This window comes from Tautonia sp. JC769, from assembly GCF_040717455.1.
Classification (GTDB): Bacteria; Planctomycetota; Planctomycetia; order Isosphaerales; family Isosphaeraceae; genus Tautonia.
Map to the genome: position 1 here is coordinate 280,696 of NZ_JBFEFH010000003.1, position 14,245 is coordinate 294,940.

The window sequence follows — 14,245 nt, forward strand, 5'->3', positions numbered from 1 at the left end:
GGAGGGGGCACCGTTCCCCGGCTCTGCATGCAAACAAAGATCGCTCGGAACCGGCGAAACGATGCCCTCGGGGTCTCCGCGCGTCTATCGTCGGCTCACTCACCCACGTAAGGCAGCAACGCCATGTAGCGAGCCCGCTTGATCGCTTCGGCGGTGGCGCGCTGGAACGCGGCGCAGTTCCCGCTCCGCTTGCGAGAGAACATCTTGCTCTGGTTCGTGAGCATCTTCTTCAGCAGGCTCATATCTTTGTAGTCGACGTAAGCCGGCCGGGGGCATCCCTCGGGGGTGCAAAAACGGCAACGATTCTTGCGGCTTCGTCCGAAGCGTTTACGAGGCATTGAGGTTGCGTCCTCTGACGTCGAAACCGGGGAGTCGATCCAAGCCCTTTGAATTCAGGTGCAAGGGTAAACCACAAAGTCTATCATCGGACGAGGTCGGCATCAAGATCAACGCGCCGTCGGAGCCTGGCGAGGAACAAGTCGTGTCGCACACGTCCGGTCAGAAGAGGGTTTTCCCGAGGAGAATCAGGGCAATCCACGCCAGGGGCCAGGTGGCCATGAGGATCACCGCGACCTGATCGGTCCAGTTCTGGGCGCGGAGGCTCGCCTGAGAGCTCTTCGGGCCGATCCCTCGCAGGAGCAGGGCGGCACCGATCGGCAAGACGCCGAGAAGCGGATGAACCGACATCCTGGTCGGGACCACCAGGGCGGTGAGGGCGAGCCAGTAGGAGCCGATCAGGAGCCAGGCCAACTGGGCCCAACTGAGCTGCCGGGTCGCGTCGTTCAACCCTCGACGGTCGATCAGCAACAGGACCGGCCCCGCCATGGCCAGCCCGAGCCAGAGGTGAAGTAACCCGACCACCACCCCCACTTCAACCGACATCGTACGGCTGGTCGGCCAGAGGGATCGAATCAGCAGGGCCGCGGTCCCGAAGCCCACGATGAGACCGGTCAGATCGATTAATCGCGGACCTCGATGGCGGTTGCGGGGGTCGGTGTTGCCGGGTGCATCGGTCACGCATCCCCTCCCTCGATCAGCGGTCCTCGGGAAGATCCGGCGGGCAGGATCGTCTCAGGAAGGCGTGCCCAGCACGACCATCCCGAGCGCACACTGGAGCGGCCAGGCCACCGCAAGGGTAAGACCGATCCGGTCGGTCCAGCTTACCGAGGTCTCCTGATCATGAGGAGCCGAACCATAGGAGACCATGACCCATCGAGCCCAGACGATGGCCAGGGTTGCGAGGCTGGAGACGCCGATCCCCGTCACCAGAACGACCTCGTGAAGCTGTCGAGCGAGATCGCGGTGGTCGGGATCTCTGGAACCCGTCACGATTCGAGGGAGGGCGGCCAGGACCCAGGGAGTCCCCAGCAGGACCCAGAGTCGGTCTCCCAGCCGAGGGGCGATCCCCGGATGGCCTGACAACCGGCGGATCAGGGCGAAGAACGGCCCGGAGGCGGTCAACGCAACCCCGGTGAACGTGAGCCACATCATGACCCACGCGGTCCCCGTCAGGGGGCCCGGCGGAGCGGCCTGCTTCAGATGTACCGAAGCGATGGCCGCGCCGATGACCAGGGCAATGCCGTCGAGCAGCGTGAACCCTGCCCCAATCGCCTCAGCCCGCTTGATCGATCCTTCGGAATCGTCATTCATGCCAGATCGAGGCCCTCGAACATTGTCCCACTGGAGCGGGCCGGATTAAAATGATTCCGTGCCGGCGTCTCAAAGTGTGCGTCGTCTCGGTGAGGGCCGGCAGCGGTCCGACCATGCTCCGTTTTTCCCCTTTCAGTAAAGGATCGCTCTCCGTTCGAGGCCGCGTCAATGCGTGTCCTCGGGACTGAGACGTCATCGCCATGCCCCTGCCCCGTGTCGTCATCGTCGGTCGGCCCAATGTGGGGAAGTCGTCGCTCCTGAACTGGATCGCGGGGCGCCGGATCGCCATCGTCGACGATGTGGCCGGCGTGACGCGCGATCGCGTGACGACCCTCGCCGAGCTTCCCCAGGGACGGAACAGCCGATTCGTCGAGCTGATCGACACCGGAGGAGTCGGGATTGTCGACCGCGACGATCTGAGCGAACACGTGGAACGCCAGATCGAGACGGCGCTGGGAGAGGCCGATGTCGTGATCTTCGTCGTCGACGTCCGGGACGGGATGATGCCCCTCGATGAGGAAGTTGCCCGGCGACTCCGCTATGTCCAGGCTCCCGTCATCCTGGCCCTGAATAAGGCCGATGATCCCAAGTTCGACGCCCAGGGTCAGGAATTCTACAAGCTCGGTCGCGGCAAGCCGATCCCCCTGTCGACGCACCAGAATCGCAACAAGTCCGAGCTGATCTCGCTGATTCTCGAGCACCTTCCTCCGGAAGACGACGGGTCGAGGGTCGCGTCGGAGGCCATGAAGCTCGCCGTGGTCGGCCGGCCCAACACGGGCAAATCGACGTTCATCAATACGCTTGCCCACGCAGAGCGGATGATCGTCTCCGAGATCGCCGGGACCACCCGAGATTCGGTCGATGTGCGCTTCGAACTCGACGGGCTGCCGTTCGTTGCGATCGACACGGCCGGGGTGCGTCGGAAGGCGAAGATCCGCGATGACCTCGACTTCTACTCGATCCATCGCGCCGAGCGATCGATCCGGCGGGCGGATCTCGTTTTCCTGTTTATCGATCCGACCCAGGGGGTCACCCGGCTCGACAAGCAACTGGCCGACTACATCACGAAGCAATACAAACCCTGCGTCATCGTCATCAACAAGTGGGACCTCATCCTCTCGGACCTGACCGGCCCGGCTCGGGGTGAGACCGGCCGATATGCCACGATGGTGCAGCATGCGTTCAAGGGGATGTCGTATGCCCCCATCGCGTTCATCACCGCGCAGACCGGGAAAAACGTCAAGGCGTTGATCAACCTGGCCCAGGCGATGTATAAGCGGGCGCACCGGCGGATCGGCACGGGGACCTTGAATCGGATCCTCCGAGACGCGGTGACCGCCCACGCCCCACCGGTCCGAGAGAACCGCGTCCCGAAAATCTACTTCGCCACCCAGGTCAGCGTGGCCCCGCCGACGATCGTCCTCTTCGTCAATCGGCCCGGCCTGTTCGACCCGACCTACCAACGCTATCTGCTCAATGTGTTCCGGGAACAGCTGCCGTTCAACGACGTGCCGATCAAGCTCTATCTCCGGGCCCGAACGCAAACCGATCCCTCGAAACCCCGTCTCGAAGACGAGGAACCGCCGGACATCACCGCGCGGTCGGCCTCTCGCGAATTCGAGATGGACGAGCTGGACGAGGAGATCAACGACCTACTGGGAGAATTTGAGGACGAGTCGCTCTGATGCATCCGCGGGCGTGGGGCCCTTCTCAAGCACCCTGACGCGCTCGGAAGCAGGACGACGACCGATCCGCACCGCGCATGAGCGAAACCCCTCGGCCGTTGCAAGGAACGACGGAGGGGTTCTCGAATCGAGGCGAGTTAACTTGCAACGAGAAGCGCCACAGGCTCTTCCGCGTCTTCGAGTTCGACCGTATCGGTCCACTCCTCGGGATCGCCGGCATCGGCCCGGAGTTGGGCCTTCAGCCGCTTCCGAGCGGTGTGGAGCCGACGCTTGACCGTGCCGATCGGCACGTCGAGTTCTTCTGCAATTTCGATGAGCGACAGCTCCCGAATGTAGAAGGCCACGAGGGCCTCGCGGTCGAGCGTTTTGAGCTGATTCAGGGCGTCCCAGAGCCGTCGAGCACGCTCCTGCGAGATCAGTTCATCGAGCGGCTCGTGCCGATGAACGGCCGCGCCGTCGAGGACCTCGTCCTCGATGCTCGAGGGAGGCACACGCCGGGTCGCCCGGTTGATTGCCATCCGGACGGTCACCTGTCGGAGCCAGCCGGCGAACCGCTCCGGTTCACGCACCTGGTCCAGGCGTCCCATGACGTGCAGGAACACCTCCTGGGTGAGTTCCATGGCCTCGCTGGAGTTGCCGAGCCGGCTCAGGGCGACCGCGTACACGGTGCGCTGGAACTGCTCGACCAGCTGGCCGAACGCCTCACGATCCCCGTCCCGAGCCCGAATCACCAGGGCTGCGGTGCTCGACCAGTGGTCGGTACGGACCTGCTCCTCAGAAATCAAAGCGATCACGATGGTGTCTTCCCATCCTCCGGGTCTCACCAAATCGCCGGGCGCCTCCTGGAATCGTCTGGAGGGGCGCAGGGCGATCTGGCGGCGTCAGGCGGTCCACAGGTGCGGGTCGCTTCAGGTTGGCTCGTGCTTCGCGGCTCACGGCCGTCGTGCGGGGCTCATCCTCGGCGAGCGGTACGCCGGGACGAGGCACGAGGACCGGGAGCGGCAAGCAGAGCCAGGCACGGAACGACCCGGACCCGACGGTGACGGCTCGGGCACATGGCGTCCTCGCTTCGGCAGCTTCGATGCGAGCAGGGCTCGATTTCGAGCGGTCGAAACGGGGCCAAGCGCGGGCCAACTATCCGCTCGGCTCTCAAGGAACGACGCGTGGTGACGGGCTCGCCAGCGGATCAGTCCCGCCATCGGAGATCGAGCGGGGACGATCGGAGGGCTTGCGAGCCCGAGTCAACGCACCGTCACGGTCAATGAGGTGGCCGGGGGTTGGCGTTCACCCCCCCATCAGGGCAGGCCGCGCGAAGGCGGTCTGCACCGAGACAGGAGCGTGATCGATGCTCATTGCGACGGCATTCAGGGCGGTAGCCGCCCGGCGAGCCACAGCGTTCTTGGTGGCCAGGCCGAGCGATACGACACGCCGTTTGGGGACGGCACGACGTACAAAACCCCTGAGACGCGCGGGCAAGAGACAGAGCGACCACGAACGAGACGAGTGAGACCGACCGGATCCCGGCCAGCCTTCGCCTCGCGGTGAACCCGGAATTGGCTCAATGCCACGAATCCGAATCGATTCGGACTCCCGGACACTGAACGGCATTCCGGCGGACATCATGGGCCCGACATGGAGGTGGAAGCGTTTGTGGCAGCGAGGGGCGTACGCCTGCGCCGTGTTGACATCCACCACCAGGGCGAGCGACCGCGAGCCGTTGATCAGCTGGGTCTGCGTGGCCGATTGGGTCAGGTTGGTGTGATTGGTCAACATCGCAGGGTCCTCACAGCCACCTCAACGAGGTGGAAACGGTGGTGAGGCGACATTCAGATCGGCGGTAGCGTGACCGCCGTCGGAGGACCGAGCCGGAAAGCTCGGCCGTCGCAGGAGAAAACAGTCCTCGAACAGAATCGGACGAACGAAACCCAAGACGAACAGCCGGGACAATCACGGCAACACGCCATGATTCCCCCGGGACGAACTTCCGGAGGATGAGCGGAGTCTGCGGATTGCGAATCCAGAGCCACCGCACGCGAGCATAGACTGGGCTCGCACTCGAGATGTTCGCGCCTCCCCGGAAACTTTTTCGGAAAATCGGATTGCGAATCCGTTCTCCCTCTTCCTTCGAGATCTTTGCGATCAACGCGACAGGCTGTCAACCATGTCGAGCGGTCCGATGATGTCACCGCTCAACCACGACATCCGATTTTCTATGCCATGGATGCCCGATTGGGTCAATTCCGCCCCCATTGGCCGGCGAATCCCGCGGCACCGACCCCGACCCTCCCCGGCAAGAATCGCTCGGCAACCGCGGCCATCCGGTCCCGATAGGCCAGTTCAAGCGAGTCGGGGTCGACCCTCGCCATGGCCCCGGGCAAGGGTGTTCGACGGGTTCGGGTCCCCTGCCCCGTCCCGTCTCCGCCGATGAAATGGTCCAGGACGACCCCATCGGCCACCGCGGCAATCCTCCGGAAAAAGGCCTCGGGATCGAGGATCGGCAGGAGCGGGGACACAGTGATCACGACCATCAGCCCCGACGCCTTCAGGCTGGATGCGGCCTCAAATCGCCGATCGATCGAGCTCCCGTGGCCAGGGAGACCGGGCAGGCGATCGCGATCGGTTTCAATCGAGAGATGGACCCGCAGTGTGCATTGTTCCGAGAGGCGGGCAAGTTGAGGCCCATACTGACGCACGAGGTGCGAATGGGTCTGGATGATGAGCAGGTCCGGTGGGCTCGCTTCCATCGCGGAGAGGACGGCGCGGGTCACCCCGAGTCGGGATTCCTGCGGGGGGAACGGCTCCGTCGCGCTGGAGAGGAAAATCCCGAAGCGATGCGACTGACGCCTGGCCCATCGTCGCTCTCGATCGACAGTCAGTCGATACCGCTCCGCGGCATTCATGCGCGCTTCGAGAAACGACCCCCAGGGCCTACCATTGAGGAGATGGCGGGCGTGCTGGACGTAACACCCGACACCACAGAGGGTCGCACCGAACGCGCAGCCTCGGTAGGGTTGCAGCGAGTGAGACGCGATCCCCTCGAGGTAGCCCGAGGTTCGCGTCAGGATGGAGTGGACCTGGCCGGGTTCGACAATCATTGCGGCAATCGCGATGGTGGCCCTGGCCCGGGATTGCTCGAGGCGAGCGACTCTACCCTGGGGCAGGCGTTGCATGATCCATTATACTGGTCGCGGGTCAGAGCACCCGGTCGCATCAGAACGATCCTGACGAGAAGGTCACCCCGTGGCACTAGACCAGATCACGATTCTCGGGGCCGGGGGGATGGGGACCGCGATGGCCGTCCTCCTGGATCGATCCGGACATCGGGTCCGACTCTGGGCCCGTCGTCCGGAATTCGTCGAGCAGCTTGCCCGAGCCGGGCAGAACGAGCGTTATCTGCCCGGAATCCCGCTGCCTGGGACGATTCGCTTCACCAGCGATCTCGAGGAGGCACTCCAGGGGTCGCACCTGGTGATTGCGTCGGTCCCTTCTGCCTTCCTGCGGCAGACACTCAAGCTGGCAAGCGCGGTCCTCCCCCCTGGCTTGCCAGTTGTGAGCGTGATCAAGGGGATTGAACAGCGATCCTTCGCCCGCCCGAGCCAGATCATCCTGGAGGAGTTGGGGGAGCGGCCCGTCTCAATCCTGAGCGGCCCGAGCCACGCGGAGGAGATCGCTCGGGGGCTGCCGACCTCGGTGGTCGTCGCCGGGACCGACGGGCCCCTGAACCGTCTGGTCCGGGACACCTTCAATACCGATCGGTTTCGGGTCTACAGTAATCCCGACGCGATCGGTGTCGAACTGGGCGGTGCGCTCAAGAATGTGATCGGCGTGGCGGCAGGCATTTGCGATGGTCTCGGATTCGGGGATAATGCCAAGGCGGGGCTGCTCACGCGGGGGCTGGCCGAAATGACCCGCTTCGGCTCGGCGATGGGTGCTCGGCCCGCGACCTTCCTGGGACTTGCAGGGGTTGGCGACCTGATCACGACCTGCTACAGCCCGTTTGGACGCAACCGAGCGTTCGGCGAACGAGTGGGGCGGGGTGAGACCCTGGCCGAGATCCAGGCGTCGAGCCCCAAGGTCGCCGAAGGGGTGCCGACCTGCCTTGGTGTCTCGGAACTGGCCCGAGAGCGGTCGGTCGACATGCCCATCACCACGGCGCTTCGCCAGATCCTCTTCGAGGGCAAGTCCCCCGGCGAAGCCGTTTCTGATTTGATGGATCGAGAACCCAAGGATGAGTGGCCGTGATCCCCGAGTCATTTCCGCCGGCATGCGCGATCGCGTTCAAGGAATGGGCGGGTGTGTGCGATGCGCTCGCCCAGGGCCGTCAGTCGCTGATCCTCCGCAAAGGAGGGATCGCGGAGGACGCCGGCGTGTTTCGTCCCGAGCACTCGAGTTTCTGGCTGTATCCCACGCATCTCCATGAAGTACAGCAAGGATTGCGAGACGATGGCCCTCCGACCTCGGCTCGGGCGGTGCCTCCCGGCATGCTTGAGCTGCCCGCACTGGTTCAGGTCGAGTGCCTCGTCTGGGTCGACGATGTCGACCGCCTGGACGCAGTCAGCGAGCTGCACGTCTGGACCGCCGAGACCGTCTTGAAGCGCTTCGCATACCGGAAACCGGGGCTCTGGGTGCTGGGGGTGCGGGTTTTCCGAGCCGAGCCGCCGCCTCGGATCGTGGTGACTCCTGAGCAGACCGGTTGCAAGAGCTGGGTTCCGCTCGGCGATCCTGTGGGGACCGATACGCTGATCCCGACCCTGGACGATCGGACGCTTGATCATCGACTGGAGCGAATCCGGGCCCTGGCCGGGGCCGATCGGGGAGCATTCTGATGGTCGATCCGGGAGACCTGGATTCCGATCGACCGACGCTGCGAAGTACCCCTGTCACGTCCGGTCTCGCGTTGATCTGGATCGTGCTCTTCGTGCTTCTTGCCATCGCTCGGGACGAGCCGATCCAGCCGAGGTCGATGCTCTACGGGGGGTTCGTCTCTTCTGAGATCAGTCATGGCTTCGGCGATGTTACCCCCCAAGGAATCTACGGGGGGCAGTTCTGGAGAACCCTCACCGCGACCTTCATCCACTTTAACCTCCTGCATCTGACGCTGAACCTGATCGCGTTCGTCCAGCTGGGCAGGGTCGTCGAGTCGTGGTACGGCTCGTGGCAATTCCTGGCGATCTATGTCCTGCTCGGCGCGGGGGCCAACCTCCTCGCGAACCTGCTGAGGCCGTGGACCGGCGGCATCTCGGCCCTGATCGTCCACAGTGGGGGCGGATCGACCATCGTGCTCGGGCTGATCGGGCTGGTCGCGGTGGTGGGATGGAGGAATCCGGCGGAATTCCCGAAACGAGCCCCCATCTGGATGGCGGCCATCCTGCTGGCCAATGCCTTGCTCGGATTCATCGTGCCGAATATTGACAACCTCGGCCACGCGGCGGGGGCGGTGGTGGGAGGACTGGTGGGGCTCCTGGACCGCCGATTACTTCGTTGGAAACGGTCGCGGAGAGCGGCGGTGGCCGGCGTCCTCGGGGTCATCATGCTCATGAGCGCGGCGTTCGTCCAGATGCAGCATCGACAGGCCGAGCAAGAGACCTTGGCTCGCATTACCCACTGGGGACGCATGCTGCAGGTGCTCTGGAGGCTCGACCAGCAGTATCGGGCCCTGGCACTCCGGGGTCTGAACCCCGTTTTCCTCGTCGCCCCCAAGGAACCGAATCTTGCGAGACGGCCGCCGCTGGTCATCCCGGAAGACCCGGCAGAGGCGGCAGACCGTCGCCGAACGCTCCTCGAATCGCTTCGCCAGCTGACGGAGAACCCCGCGGGGCTCGATCGGGGAGACACCGCCGAGTCATACCGAACCGTCCGCCAGCTCGCTGCTCGGGCCTGGTTCAAACCGCCGACACCCGATGAGTTTCTGCTGTTCGAGCAGACGCTCGGCTCGCTAACTCAGCCCATACTCAAGCGATGGGATCGTGCGCAACGGAACCTGGTTCGACTGAAACGGCCCGAGCCGGTGTTCGGGGGACGACTCCTCAATCGACTGGCCCGCCGAGGAGCACCGCGCCCGGTCGATGTCGAGGACGCCCGAGCTTCCCCTTCAACGCCGCCACGAACTCCGACATCGAACGAATCGGAGCCGGGAACTCCGTGAAGTAACAGCCCACGGTCATGGCATCGTGCGCATCGCTCGACCCGGTGGCGCCCATGCTCGGATGGCGATGGAGCATGGCCTCGATCTGGACGCGCATGTCCGGCAGGACGTTATTGCTGACCAGTTCCAGTCCATCGAAGATCGGGCCGTGTTCGGTGACGATGGCGTCGAAATCCTGGTCCCATCGGAACGGGTGGGCGGCGACGATGGCGGCGCCCTGCGCCCTGACAGCGGCGAGCAAGTCCGCGAGCCGGACCCCCGGCGGGCAATCATCCAGGTCGGTCAGTCCATAGACCAGGAAATGCCCCTCTCGGGCCGACACCTCGACGCCGCCGAGCACCGTCATCCCGTCAGATTTCGCGGAAAGCTCGGAAAGCTCATCGGGATCCCAGAGGCGATCGTGCTCGGTGATCACCACGCCATCGAGGCCGACGCGTTTTGCCTGCTCGATCAGTTCCTCGGGTTCCATGAAACTGTCGGGAGAGTGTCGGGTGGTGTGCAGATGATGGTCAATCTTGAACATGGACTTCCGAGGGTTTTGTGAGGATCGGGACGTTGGAAATTAAGCGAATCAACCTTCTGGGGTTGCTCCGGTTCGCCTTGCAAGGGTCATTATTCCGTCCAGAGCAGACAGGGACGCCGGGCTGGAGGTTCGCGTATCAGTTGATCAACCGTGGGATCTCAACACGTTCGGTTGAGCCGGATCGGAGGCTCGGATCGCCGGATTCAAGGTCGTCGCCAAGGGTCGATCGGCGACGAAGTGGACCCCTTGCGCGTCGACGCGGACGTGACTGGAGCCGCCCATCCAGTCGCCAAGCACGATCATCCGGCCCGGTCCGATTGCCTCATCGAACACGTCGTGCACGTGCCCGAGGAGGACCAGATGTGCTCGCCCCCCCTCGATCGTTCGACGGGCATGGGCACGATAGGTCATGAGATGGCGGTGATGCGTCGCGGCGAGTGACTGCGCATTGGAGCGTTCGAGCCGATCCGCCAGTCTCCGAGCGATCGGGCCAGGGATCGCCTCGAACGCGGAGAGGAAGGGACGGCTCTCCATCATCGCCTTCCAGGGCTTGCGAGCACCGAGCCGATGCCCGTGCACTGCCGAAATTTTGACTCCATGCCGGGTGCCTTCCCAGGGACGGTCGACGCATCGGGCACCCAAACTCTTCTCGTAGAAGGGGGCGAGCCAGGCGTCGTGGTTGCCGGGCAAGATGAGGAGCATCCCGCCCTGCCTTCGGAACTCGGCCAAGGCGTGAAGGCCGGGACATCGCAGGGGGGCATCGTGTCGCTGGCGACTGGAAAACCAGAAGTCGCAGAGGTCGCCGACCACCGTCAAGGAGTCGGCCGGGCTCAAGGAACGGACGAATGCCGCAAATCGTTCCGACCGCTCGACATGGTCGAGTCTGAGGTGGACGTCGCTCACGAAGTAGTCGGCCACGGGATCGATCGGACCTCGTTCGAGATGAAGACGAATTACGCTTCCCAGGGGAACCCGGCGGTCGAGGTAGCCCTCGGCCTTCGGGCGGGCTTGACCCAGAGTTTCCCGAGCGGAGACGCCTGGCTCGCGGTATGGAGTTTCGCGCGTCGATCGCGTTGTCGGAGCGCCTCCCTGGCGACCTTGACCGCGAGTTCCGGTCGATTGCAGTGCTCGCTCAGATGGAGCATCACGACCTGAGTGACCGCGCCTGGTCCCGATTGATCAAGGACGGCCAGCAGTAATTCGGCGGCCTGATCGTTCGAGAGATGCCCGCGATCCCCCAGATTCCGCCAGATCAGTGCGGGAGACCGCCCCGAGTGGCGCTCCATCTCGACATCGTGATTGAACTCGATACCCAGGAGGTCGACATCGGCGAGGGCCTCGACCGTGCGATGATCCCAGCATCCCGTGTCGGTCAAATACCCCAGGGTCGACGGGCGGCCCCTCCTCCCGACTCGACCTTCGAATCGAAATCCGAAGGTCGGGCCGCTGTGCCGGAGCGCGAAAGCTTCGACCCAGAGCCCGGGAGAAACGAGGAGCGGTCGGTCGTCGAAGAATCGGAGCAGGCCCAGCCCGGCCAGTTCCCGAAATCCCGGACGATGGCCGGCCTCCTCCCAGTGGTCGGGATGGCAATAGACCGGGATCCGAAACCGGGCCATCGTGCGAAGCGTCGCATCGTGCGAGTGGTCACCATGCGTATGCGTGATGATGGCCCCCGAAATCCGATCCCAATCGGCACCGACGGCTTCGAGCCGATGGCTCAGCGAACGGGGGCCCAGCCCCACGTCGACCAGGAAGCAGGAGCCGTCGAGCTGGAGCAGCGAGGCATTGCCTTTCGAGCCGCTGGCCAGGACCGTGAACCCGAGCGCCATCGGCGATCTCCGTATCCTCCCTGACATCTCCCCACGCAATCCGGCCCGGTCCCGAGTGTCCCGTTGCCTTCGGGGCCTCCTCATTGTATCAGTGAGACGAGACCTGTCCACCCGGCCAGGGGGGACGACGATCGACCGGGCCCACCGGGAAAGGAGCGCTTCGTGGCCTCAGTGTTCGAGTCGAAACACCCGTTGATTCACGAGAAGATCGCCGCCCTCCGATCGATCGAGACGACACCGCCCAATTTCCGAGCCCTGGTCCGAATCCTGGGGACGCTGCTCGGTGTCGAAGCGACCACGCACCTTCCGACGCGATCGCGAACCGTGCGGACCCCGCTCGGGGACGCGATGGGGAGAGAAGTGGACGGCCCCCTTGCAATCGTCCCGATCCTCCGCGCGGGCCTGGGGATGGCGGACGGGCTCCTCGACCTGATCCCGGATGCCCAGGTCTGGCATATCGGCCTGTTTCGAGACGAACACACGCTGAAGCCGACGGAATATTTCAATCGGGTCCCTCAGGACAGCCAGGCCCGCATCGCCCTCGTCGCCGACCCGATGCTGGCGACCGGCGGTTCTGCCGTTCGAGCCTGCGAGATCCTGAGAGACTCGGGCGTCTCGGACATCCGGTACCTGTGCCTGATCGCGGCCCCTGAGGGGATTGATCGCCTCAGCTCCGCCATGCCCGAAGTCCCCATCTATGCGGGGGCGATCGACGAGCGACTGACAGAAATCGGTTTCATCTATCCCGGCCTTGGAGACGCGGGCGACCGTCAATTCGCGACCGACTAGGCCGAACACACTCGGTTCTCCGGTTCAGGAGTCACGGCGTCGCCGCTTGCGATCCCGGTCTCGATCCAATGCAGCCGCTTCGCCCAGAAAACCTGATGAACGAGGGCGTCGGTCAGGCTCTTCCCGAACCGTGAGACCGCATCGTCTTGCGAGCAGGCCTGATCCGACGGCATGATCACGAGAACCGTCGAGCCGAATTCTTCGCCATCGAGAATCTTCACTCATGACTCCGCGAGCCGTCGACCTGATCCGTCGGAAACGTGATGGCGGTACCCTCGACCCGTGCGAGATCGAGTGGCTGATCAAGGGGCTGAAAACCGGAGAGGTTCCTGAATATCAGTGGTCGGCGCTCTTGATGGCGATCCTCTGGCGGGGAATGACCCGGGAGGAGACCGAGGCCCTGACGGCGAGCATGATGGACTCGGGGACGATCGTCGATCTCTCGATGATCCCAGGCCGGAAAATCGACAAGCACAGCACCGGCGGGGTGGGAGACAAGACCTCGCTCATCCTGGCGCCGATCGTCGCGGCCTGCGGCGTCCCGGTCCCGATGGTCTCGGGGAGGGGGCTCGGCCACACCGGGGGGACGCTCGACAAGCTGGAAGCAATCCCCGGATTCCGGATCGATCTGGATCTGGACGGTTATCGTCGCGTCCTGGACGCGTGCGGCCTGGTCCTCATCGGCCAGACGAAGGAAATCGCCCCGGCGGACAAGCGCCTGTACGCCTTGCGCGACGCGACCGCGACCGTCGAGTCCATACCTCTGATCACCGCATCGATCCTCTCGAAGAAGCTGGCGGAGGGGATCGACGGCCTGGTCCTCGACGTGAAGACGGGCGACGGGGCGTTCATGCAACGGGTTGAAGATGCGAGAGCCCTGGCCGAATCGATGTGCCGGATCGGGCAAGGGCTTGGGAAGGACGTGGTTGCCCTGATCACCCGGATGGATGAACCCCTCGGCAAGGCCGTCGGTAATGCGGTGGAGATCGCCGAATGTGTTCGATGCTTGCGAGGCGAAGGCCCTTCAGATCTCCGGGACCTGTCGATTGCTTTGGCCGCCGAGATGCTCGTCCTCGGGCGGGCCGCTGCAACGCTCGAAGAGGCGAGAGCCAGGTGCTTCCAGGTGATCCACGATGGGTCGGCGCTCGACCGGTTTCGGCGGGTCGTTGAAGCCCAGGGAGGCGATCCGAAGGCGATCGACGACCTGACGCGCCTGCCGCTCCCGAGGGTCCTTCGAGACGTGCCGGCACCTCGAAAGGGATTCGTGACGGCGGTTCGCGCCCGGCCGATCGGGCACGCCGCCATGCTTCTCGGCGCAGGCCGGGCAAGGGCAGAGGACAGCATCGATCACTCGGTGGGCGTTTTGCTCAACAAAAAGTGCGGGGATCGTGTCCACCGGGGGGAGCCGCTCTGCACGATTCTCGCGAACGCGGACGATGCAGCCTTGCAGGAGGCGACCAGGATGATTACCGAGGCATTTGAAGTGGGCGAATCGGCGGTGCAGGTGCCGGAGGTGATCCTCGAGCGACTCGATTATTCGATTTGAGAAATCAACGGAACTCCATCCGAAGCGGCTCGGTTCGGCCCGATTTGGTGTAGGGACGGCCCGGCGAGTCGGTTAAAC

General features: G+C 64.3%; 16 protein-coding genes. 6 read left to right on the forward strand and 10 right to left on the reverse strand.

Going from position 1 to position 14,245, the window contains the following annotated elements; all coding sequences use genetic code 11:
* Nucleotides 1-95 precede the first annotated feature (95 nt).
* The 3 genes from rpsR to AB1L88_RS05155 all read right to left on the reverse strand — a co-directional run bounded on the left by rpsR (nt 96) and on the right by AB1L88_RS05155 (nt 1,650).
* Entirely contained in the window at nt 96-338 is a 243-nt protein-coding gene (rpsR, locus tag AB1L88_RS05145; RefSeq protein WP_169981172.1) for a 30S ribosomal protein S18, read from the reverse strand.
* Nucleotides 339-498: 160 nt separating this feature from the next.
* Complete coding sequence (locus tag AB1L88_RS05150; protein ID WP_367095555.1) at nt 499-1,017, reverse strand: hypothetical protein; 519 nt, start codon at nt 1,015-1,017, stop codon at nt 499-501.
* A gap of 54 nt (nt 1,018-1,071) precedes the next feature.
* Nucleotides 1,072-1,650, reverse strand: coding sequence for a hypothetical protein (locus AB1L88_RS05155; protein WP_367095556.1), 579 nt, complete (start codon nt 1,648-1,650; stop codon nt 1,072-1,074).
* A gap of 200 nt (nt 1,651-1,850) precedes the next feature.
* Between AB1L88_RS05155 and der the strand changes: the two genes are divergently transcribed.
* Nucleotides 1,851-3,335 carry a ribosome biogenesis GTPase Der gene (gene der, locus AB1L88_RS05160; protein ID WP_367095557.1) on the forward strand — a complete coding sequence of 495 codons (1,485 nt, stop codon included), beginning with the start codon at nt 1,851-1,853 and terminating at the stop codon, nt 3,333-3,335.
* 137 nt (nt 3,336-3,472) lie between these two features.
* Here the strand turns inward: der and AB1L88_RS05165 are convergent, their stop codons facing one another.
* The 3 genes from AB1L88_RS05165 to AB1L88_RS05175 form a co-directional block, all read right to left on the reverse strand.
* Nucleotides 3,473-4,129 (reverse strand): sigma-70 family RNA polymerase sigma factor, encoded by a 657-nt coding sequence (locus tag AB1L88_RS05165; RefSeq protein ID WP_367095558.1) that lies wholly within the window; start codon nt 4,127-4,129, stop codon nt 3,473-3,475.
* A gap of 490 nt (nt 4,130-4,619) precedes the next feature.
* Nucleotides 4,620-5,108 (reverse strand): hypothetical protein, encoded by a 489-nt coding sequence (locus AB1L88_RS05170; RefSeq protein WP_367095559.1) that lies wholly within the window; start codon nt 5,106-5,108, stop codon nt 4,620-4,622.
* 461 nt (nt 5,109-5,569) lie between these two features.
* Nucleotides 5,570-6,430, reverse strand: a complete 861-nt coding sequence (locus tag AB1L88_RS05175) for a hypothetical protein (RefSeq protein ID WP_367095560.1) — start codon at nt 6,428-6,430, stop codon at nt 5,570-5,572.
* 145 nt (nt 6,431-6,575) lie between these two features.
* Here AB1L88_RS05175 and AB1L88_RS05180 point away from each other — a divergent pair, with 145 nt between their 5' ends.
* The 3 genes from AB1L88_RS05180 (at nt 6,576) to AB1L88_RS05190 (ending at nt 9,480) form a co-directional block, all read left to right on the forward strand.
* The gene (locus AB1L88_RS05180) at nt 6,576-7,577 is read left to right on the forward strand and encodes an NAD(P)H-dependent glycerol-3-phosphate dehydrogenase (protein WP_367095561.1); all 1,002 of its coding nucleotides are present in this window, start codon (nt 6,576-6,578) and stop codon (nt 7,575-7,577) included.
* On the forward strand, nt 7,574-8,161 hold the full coding sequence (locus AB1L88_RS05185) for a DUF1802 family protein (RefSeq protein ID WP_367095562.1): 588 nt from the start codon (nt 7,574-7,576) through the stop codon (nt 8,159-8,161). The genes AB1L88_RS05180 and AB1L88_RS05185 overlap by 4 nt, the downstream gene beginning before the upstream one ends.
* 92 nt (nt 8,162-8,253) lie before the next feature.
* Entirely contained in the window at nt 8,254-9,480 is a 1,227-nt protein-coding gene (locus AB1L88_RS05190) for a rhomboid family intramembrane serine protease (protein WP_367095563.1), read from the forward strand.
* Here the strand turns inward: AB1L88_RS05190 and AB1L88_RS05195 are convergent.
* From AB1L88_RS05195 to AB1L88_RS05205, 3 genes are all read right to left on the reverse strand, one after another.
* Nucleotides 9,362-10,003 (reverse strand): PHP-associated domain-containing protein, encoded by a 642-nt coding sequence (locus AB1L88_RS05195; protein WP_367095564.1) that lies wholly within the window; start codon nt 10,001-10,003, stop codon nt 9,362-9,364. The two genes, AB1L88_RS05190 and AB1L88_RS05195, sit on opposite strands and share 119 nt — an antisense overlap.
* A 144-nt stretch (nt 10,004-10,147) precedes the next feature.
* The gene (locus AB1L88_RS05200; protein ID WP_367095565.1) at nt 10,148-10,921 is read right to left on the reverse strand and encodes a UDP-2,3-diacylglucosamine diphosphatase; all 774 of its coding nucleotides are present in this window, start codon (nt 10,919-10,921) and stop codon (nt 10,148-10,150) included.
* A gap of 35 nt (nt 10,922-10,956) precedes the next feature.
* A complete protein-coding gene (locus AB1L88_RS05205; protein ID WP_367095566.1) occupies nt 10,957-11,832 on the reverse strand; it encodes an MBL fold metallo-hydrolase in 876 nt (291 codons plus the stop codon).
* A 162-nt stretch (nt 11,833-11,994) separates the two neighbouring features.
* On the opposite strand from AB1L88_RS05205, the gene upp reads away from it, so the two are divergent.
* Nucleotides 11,995-12,621, forward strand: a complete 627-nt coding sequence (gene upp, locus AB1L88_RS05210) for a uracil phosphoribosyltransferase (RefSeq protein WP_367095567.1) — start codon at nt 11,995-11,997, stop codon at nt 12,619-12,621.
* Here the strand turns inward: upp and AB1L88_RS05215 are convergent.
* Nucleotides 12,618-12,842 (reverse strand): hypothetical protein, encoded by a 225-nt coding sequence (locus tag AB1L88_RS05215; RefSeq protein WP_367095568.1) that lies wholly within the window; start codon nt 12,840-12,842, stop codon nt 12,618-12,620. The two genes, upp and AB1L88_RS05215, sit on opposite strands and share 4 nt — an antisense overlap.
* Nucleotides 12,843-12,844: 2 nt before the next feature.
* Between AB1L88_RS05215 and AB1L88_RS05220 the strand changes: the two genes are divergently transcribed.
* On the forward strand, nt 12,845-14,167 hold the full coding sequence (locus tag AB1L88_RS05220) for a thymidine phosphorylase (protein ID WP_367095569.1): 1,323 nt from the start codon (nt 12,845-12,847) through the stop codon (nt 14,165-14,167).
* Nucleotides 14,168-14,245 lie beyond the last annotated feature (78 nt).

Bases quoted from the DNA above. Each gene is read 5' to 3' on its own strand.
- rpsR (WP_169981172.1), bottom strand. From the start codon at position 338: ATGCCTCGTAAACGCTTCGGACGAAGCCGCAAGAATCGTTGCCGTTTT.
- AB1L88_RS05155 (WP_367095556.1), bottom strand. From the start codon at position 1,650: ATGAATGACGATTCCGAAGGATCGATCAAGCGGGCTGAGGCGATTGGG.
- der (WP_367095557.1), top strand. From the start codon at position 1,851: ATGCCCCTGCCCCGTGTCGTCATCGTCGGTCGGCCCAATGTGGGGAAG.
- AB1L88_RS05170 (WP_367095559.1), bottom strand. From the start codon at position 5,108: ATGTTGACCAATCACACCAACCTGACCCAATCGGCCACGCAGACCCAG.
- AB1L88_RS05175 (WP_367095560.1), bottom strand. From the start codon at position 6,430: ATGATTGTCGAACCCGGCCAGGTCCACTCCATCCTGACGCGAACCTCG.
- AB1L88_RS05195 (WP_367095564.1), bottom strand. From the start codon at position 10,003: ATGTTCAAGATTGACCATCATCTGCACACCACCCGACACTCTCCCGAC.
- AB1L88_RS05205 (WP_367095566.1), bottom strand. From the start codon at position 11,832: ATGGCGCTCGGGTTCACGGTCCTGGCCAGCGGCTCGAAAGGCAATGCC.
- AB1L88_RS05220 (WP_367095569.1), top strand. From the start codon at position 12,845: ATGACTCCGCGAGCCGTCGACCTGATCCGTCGGAAACGTGATGGCGGT.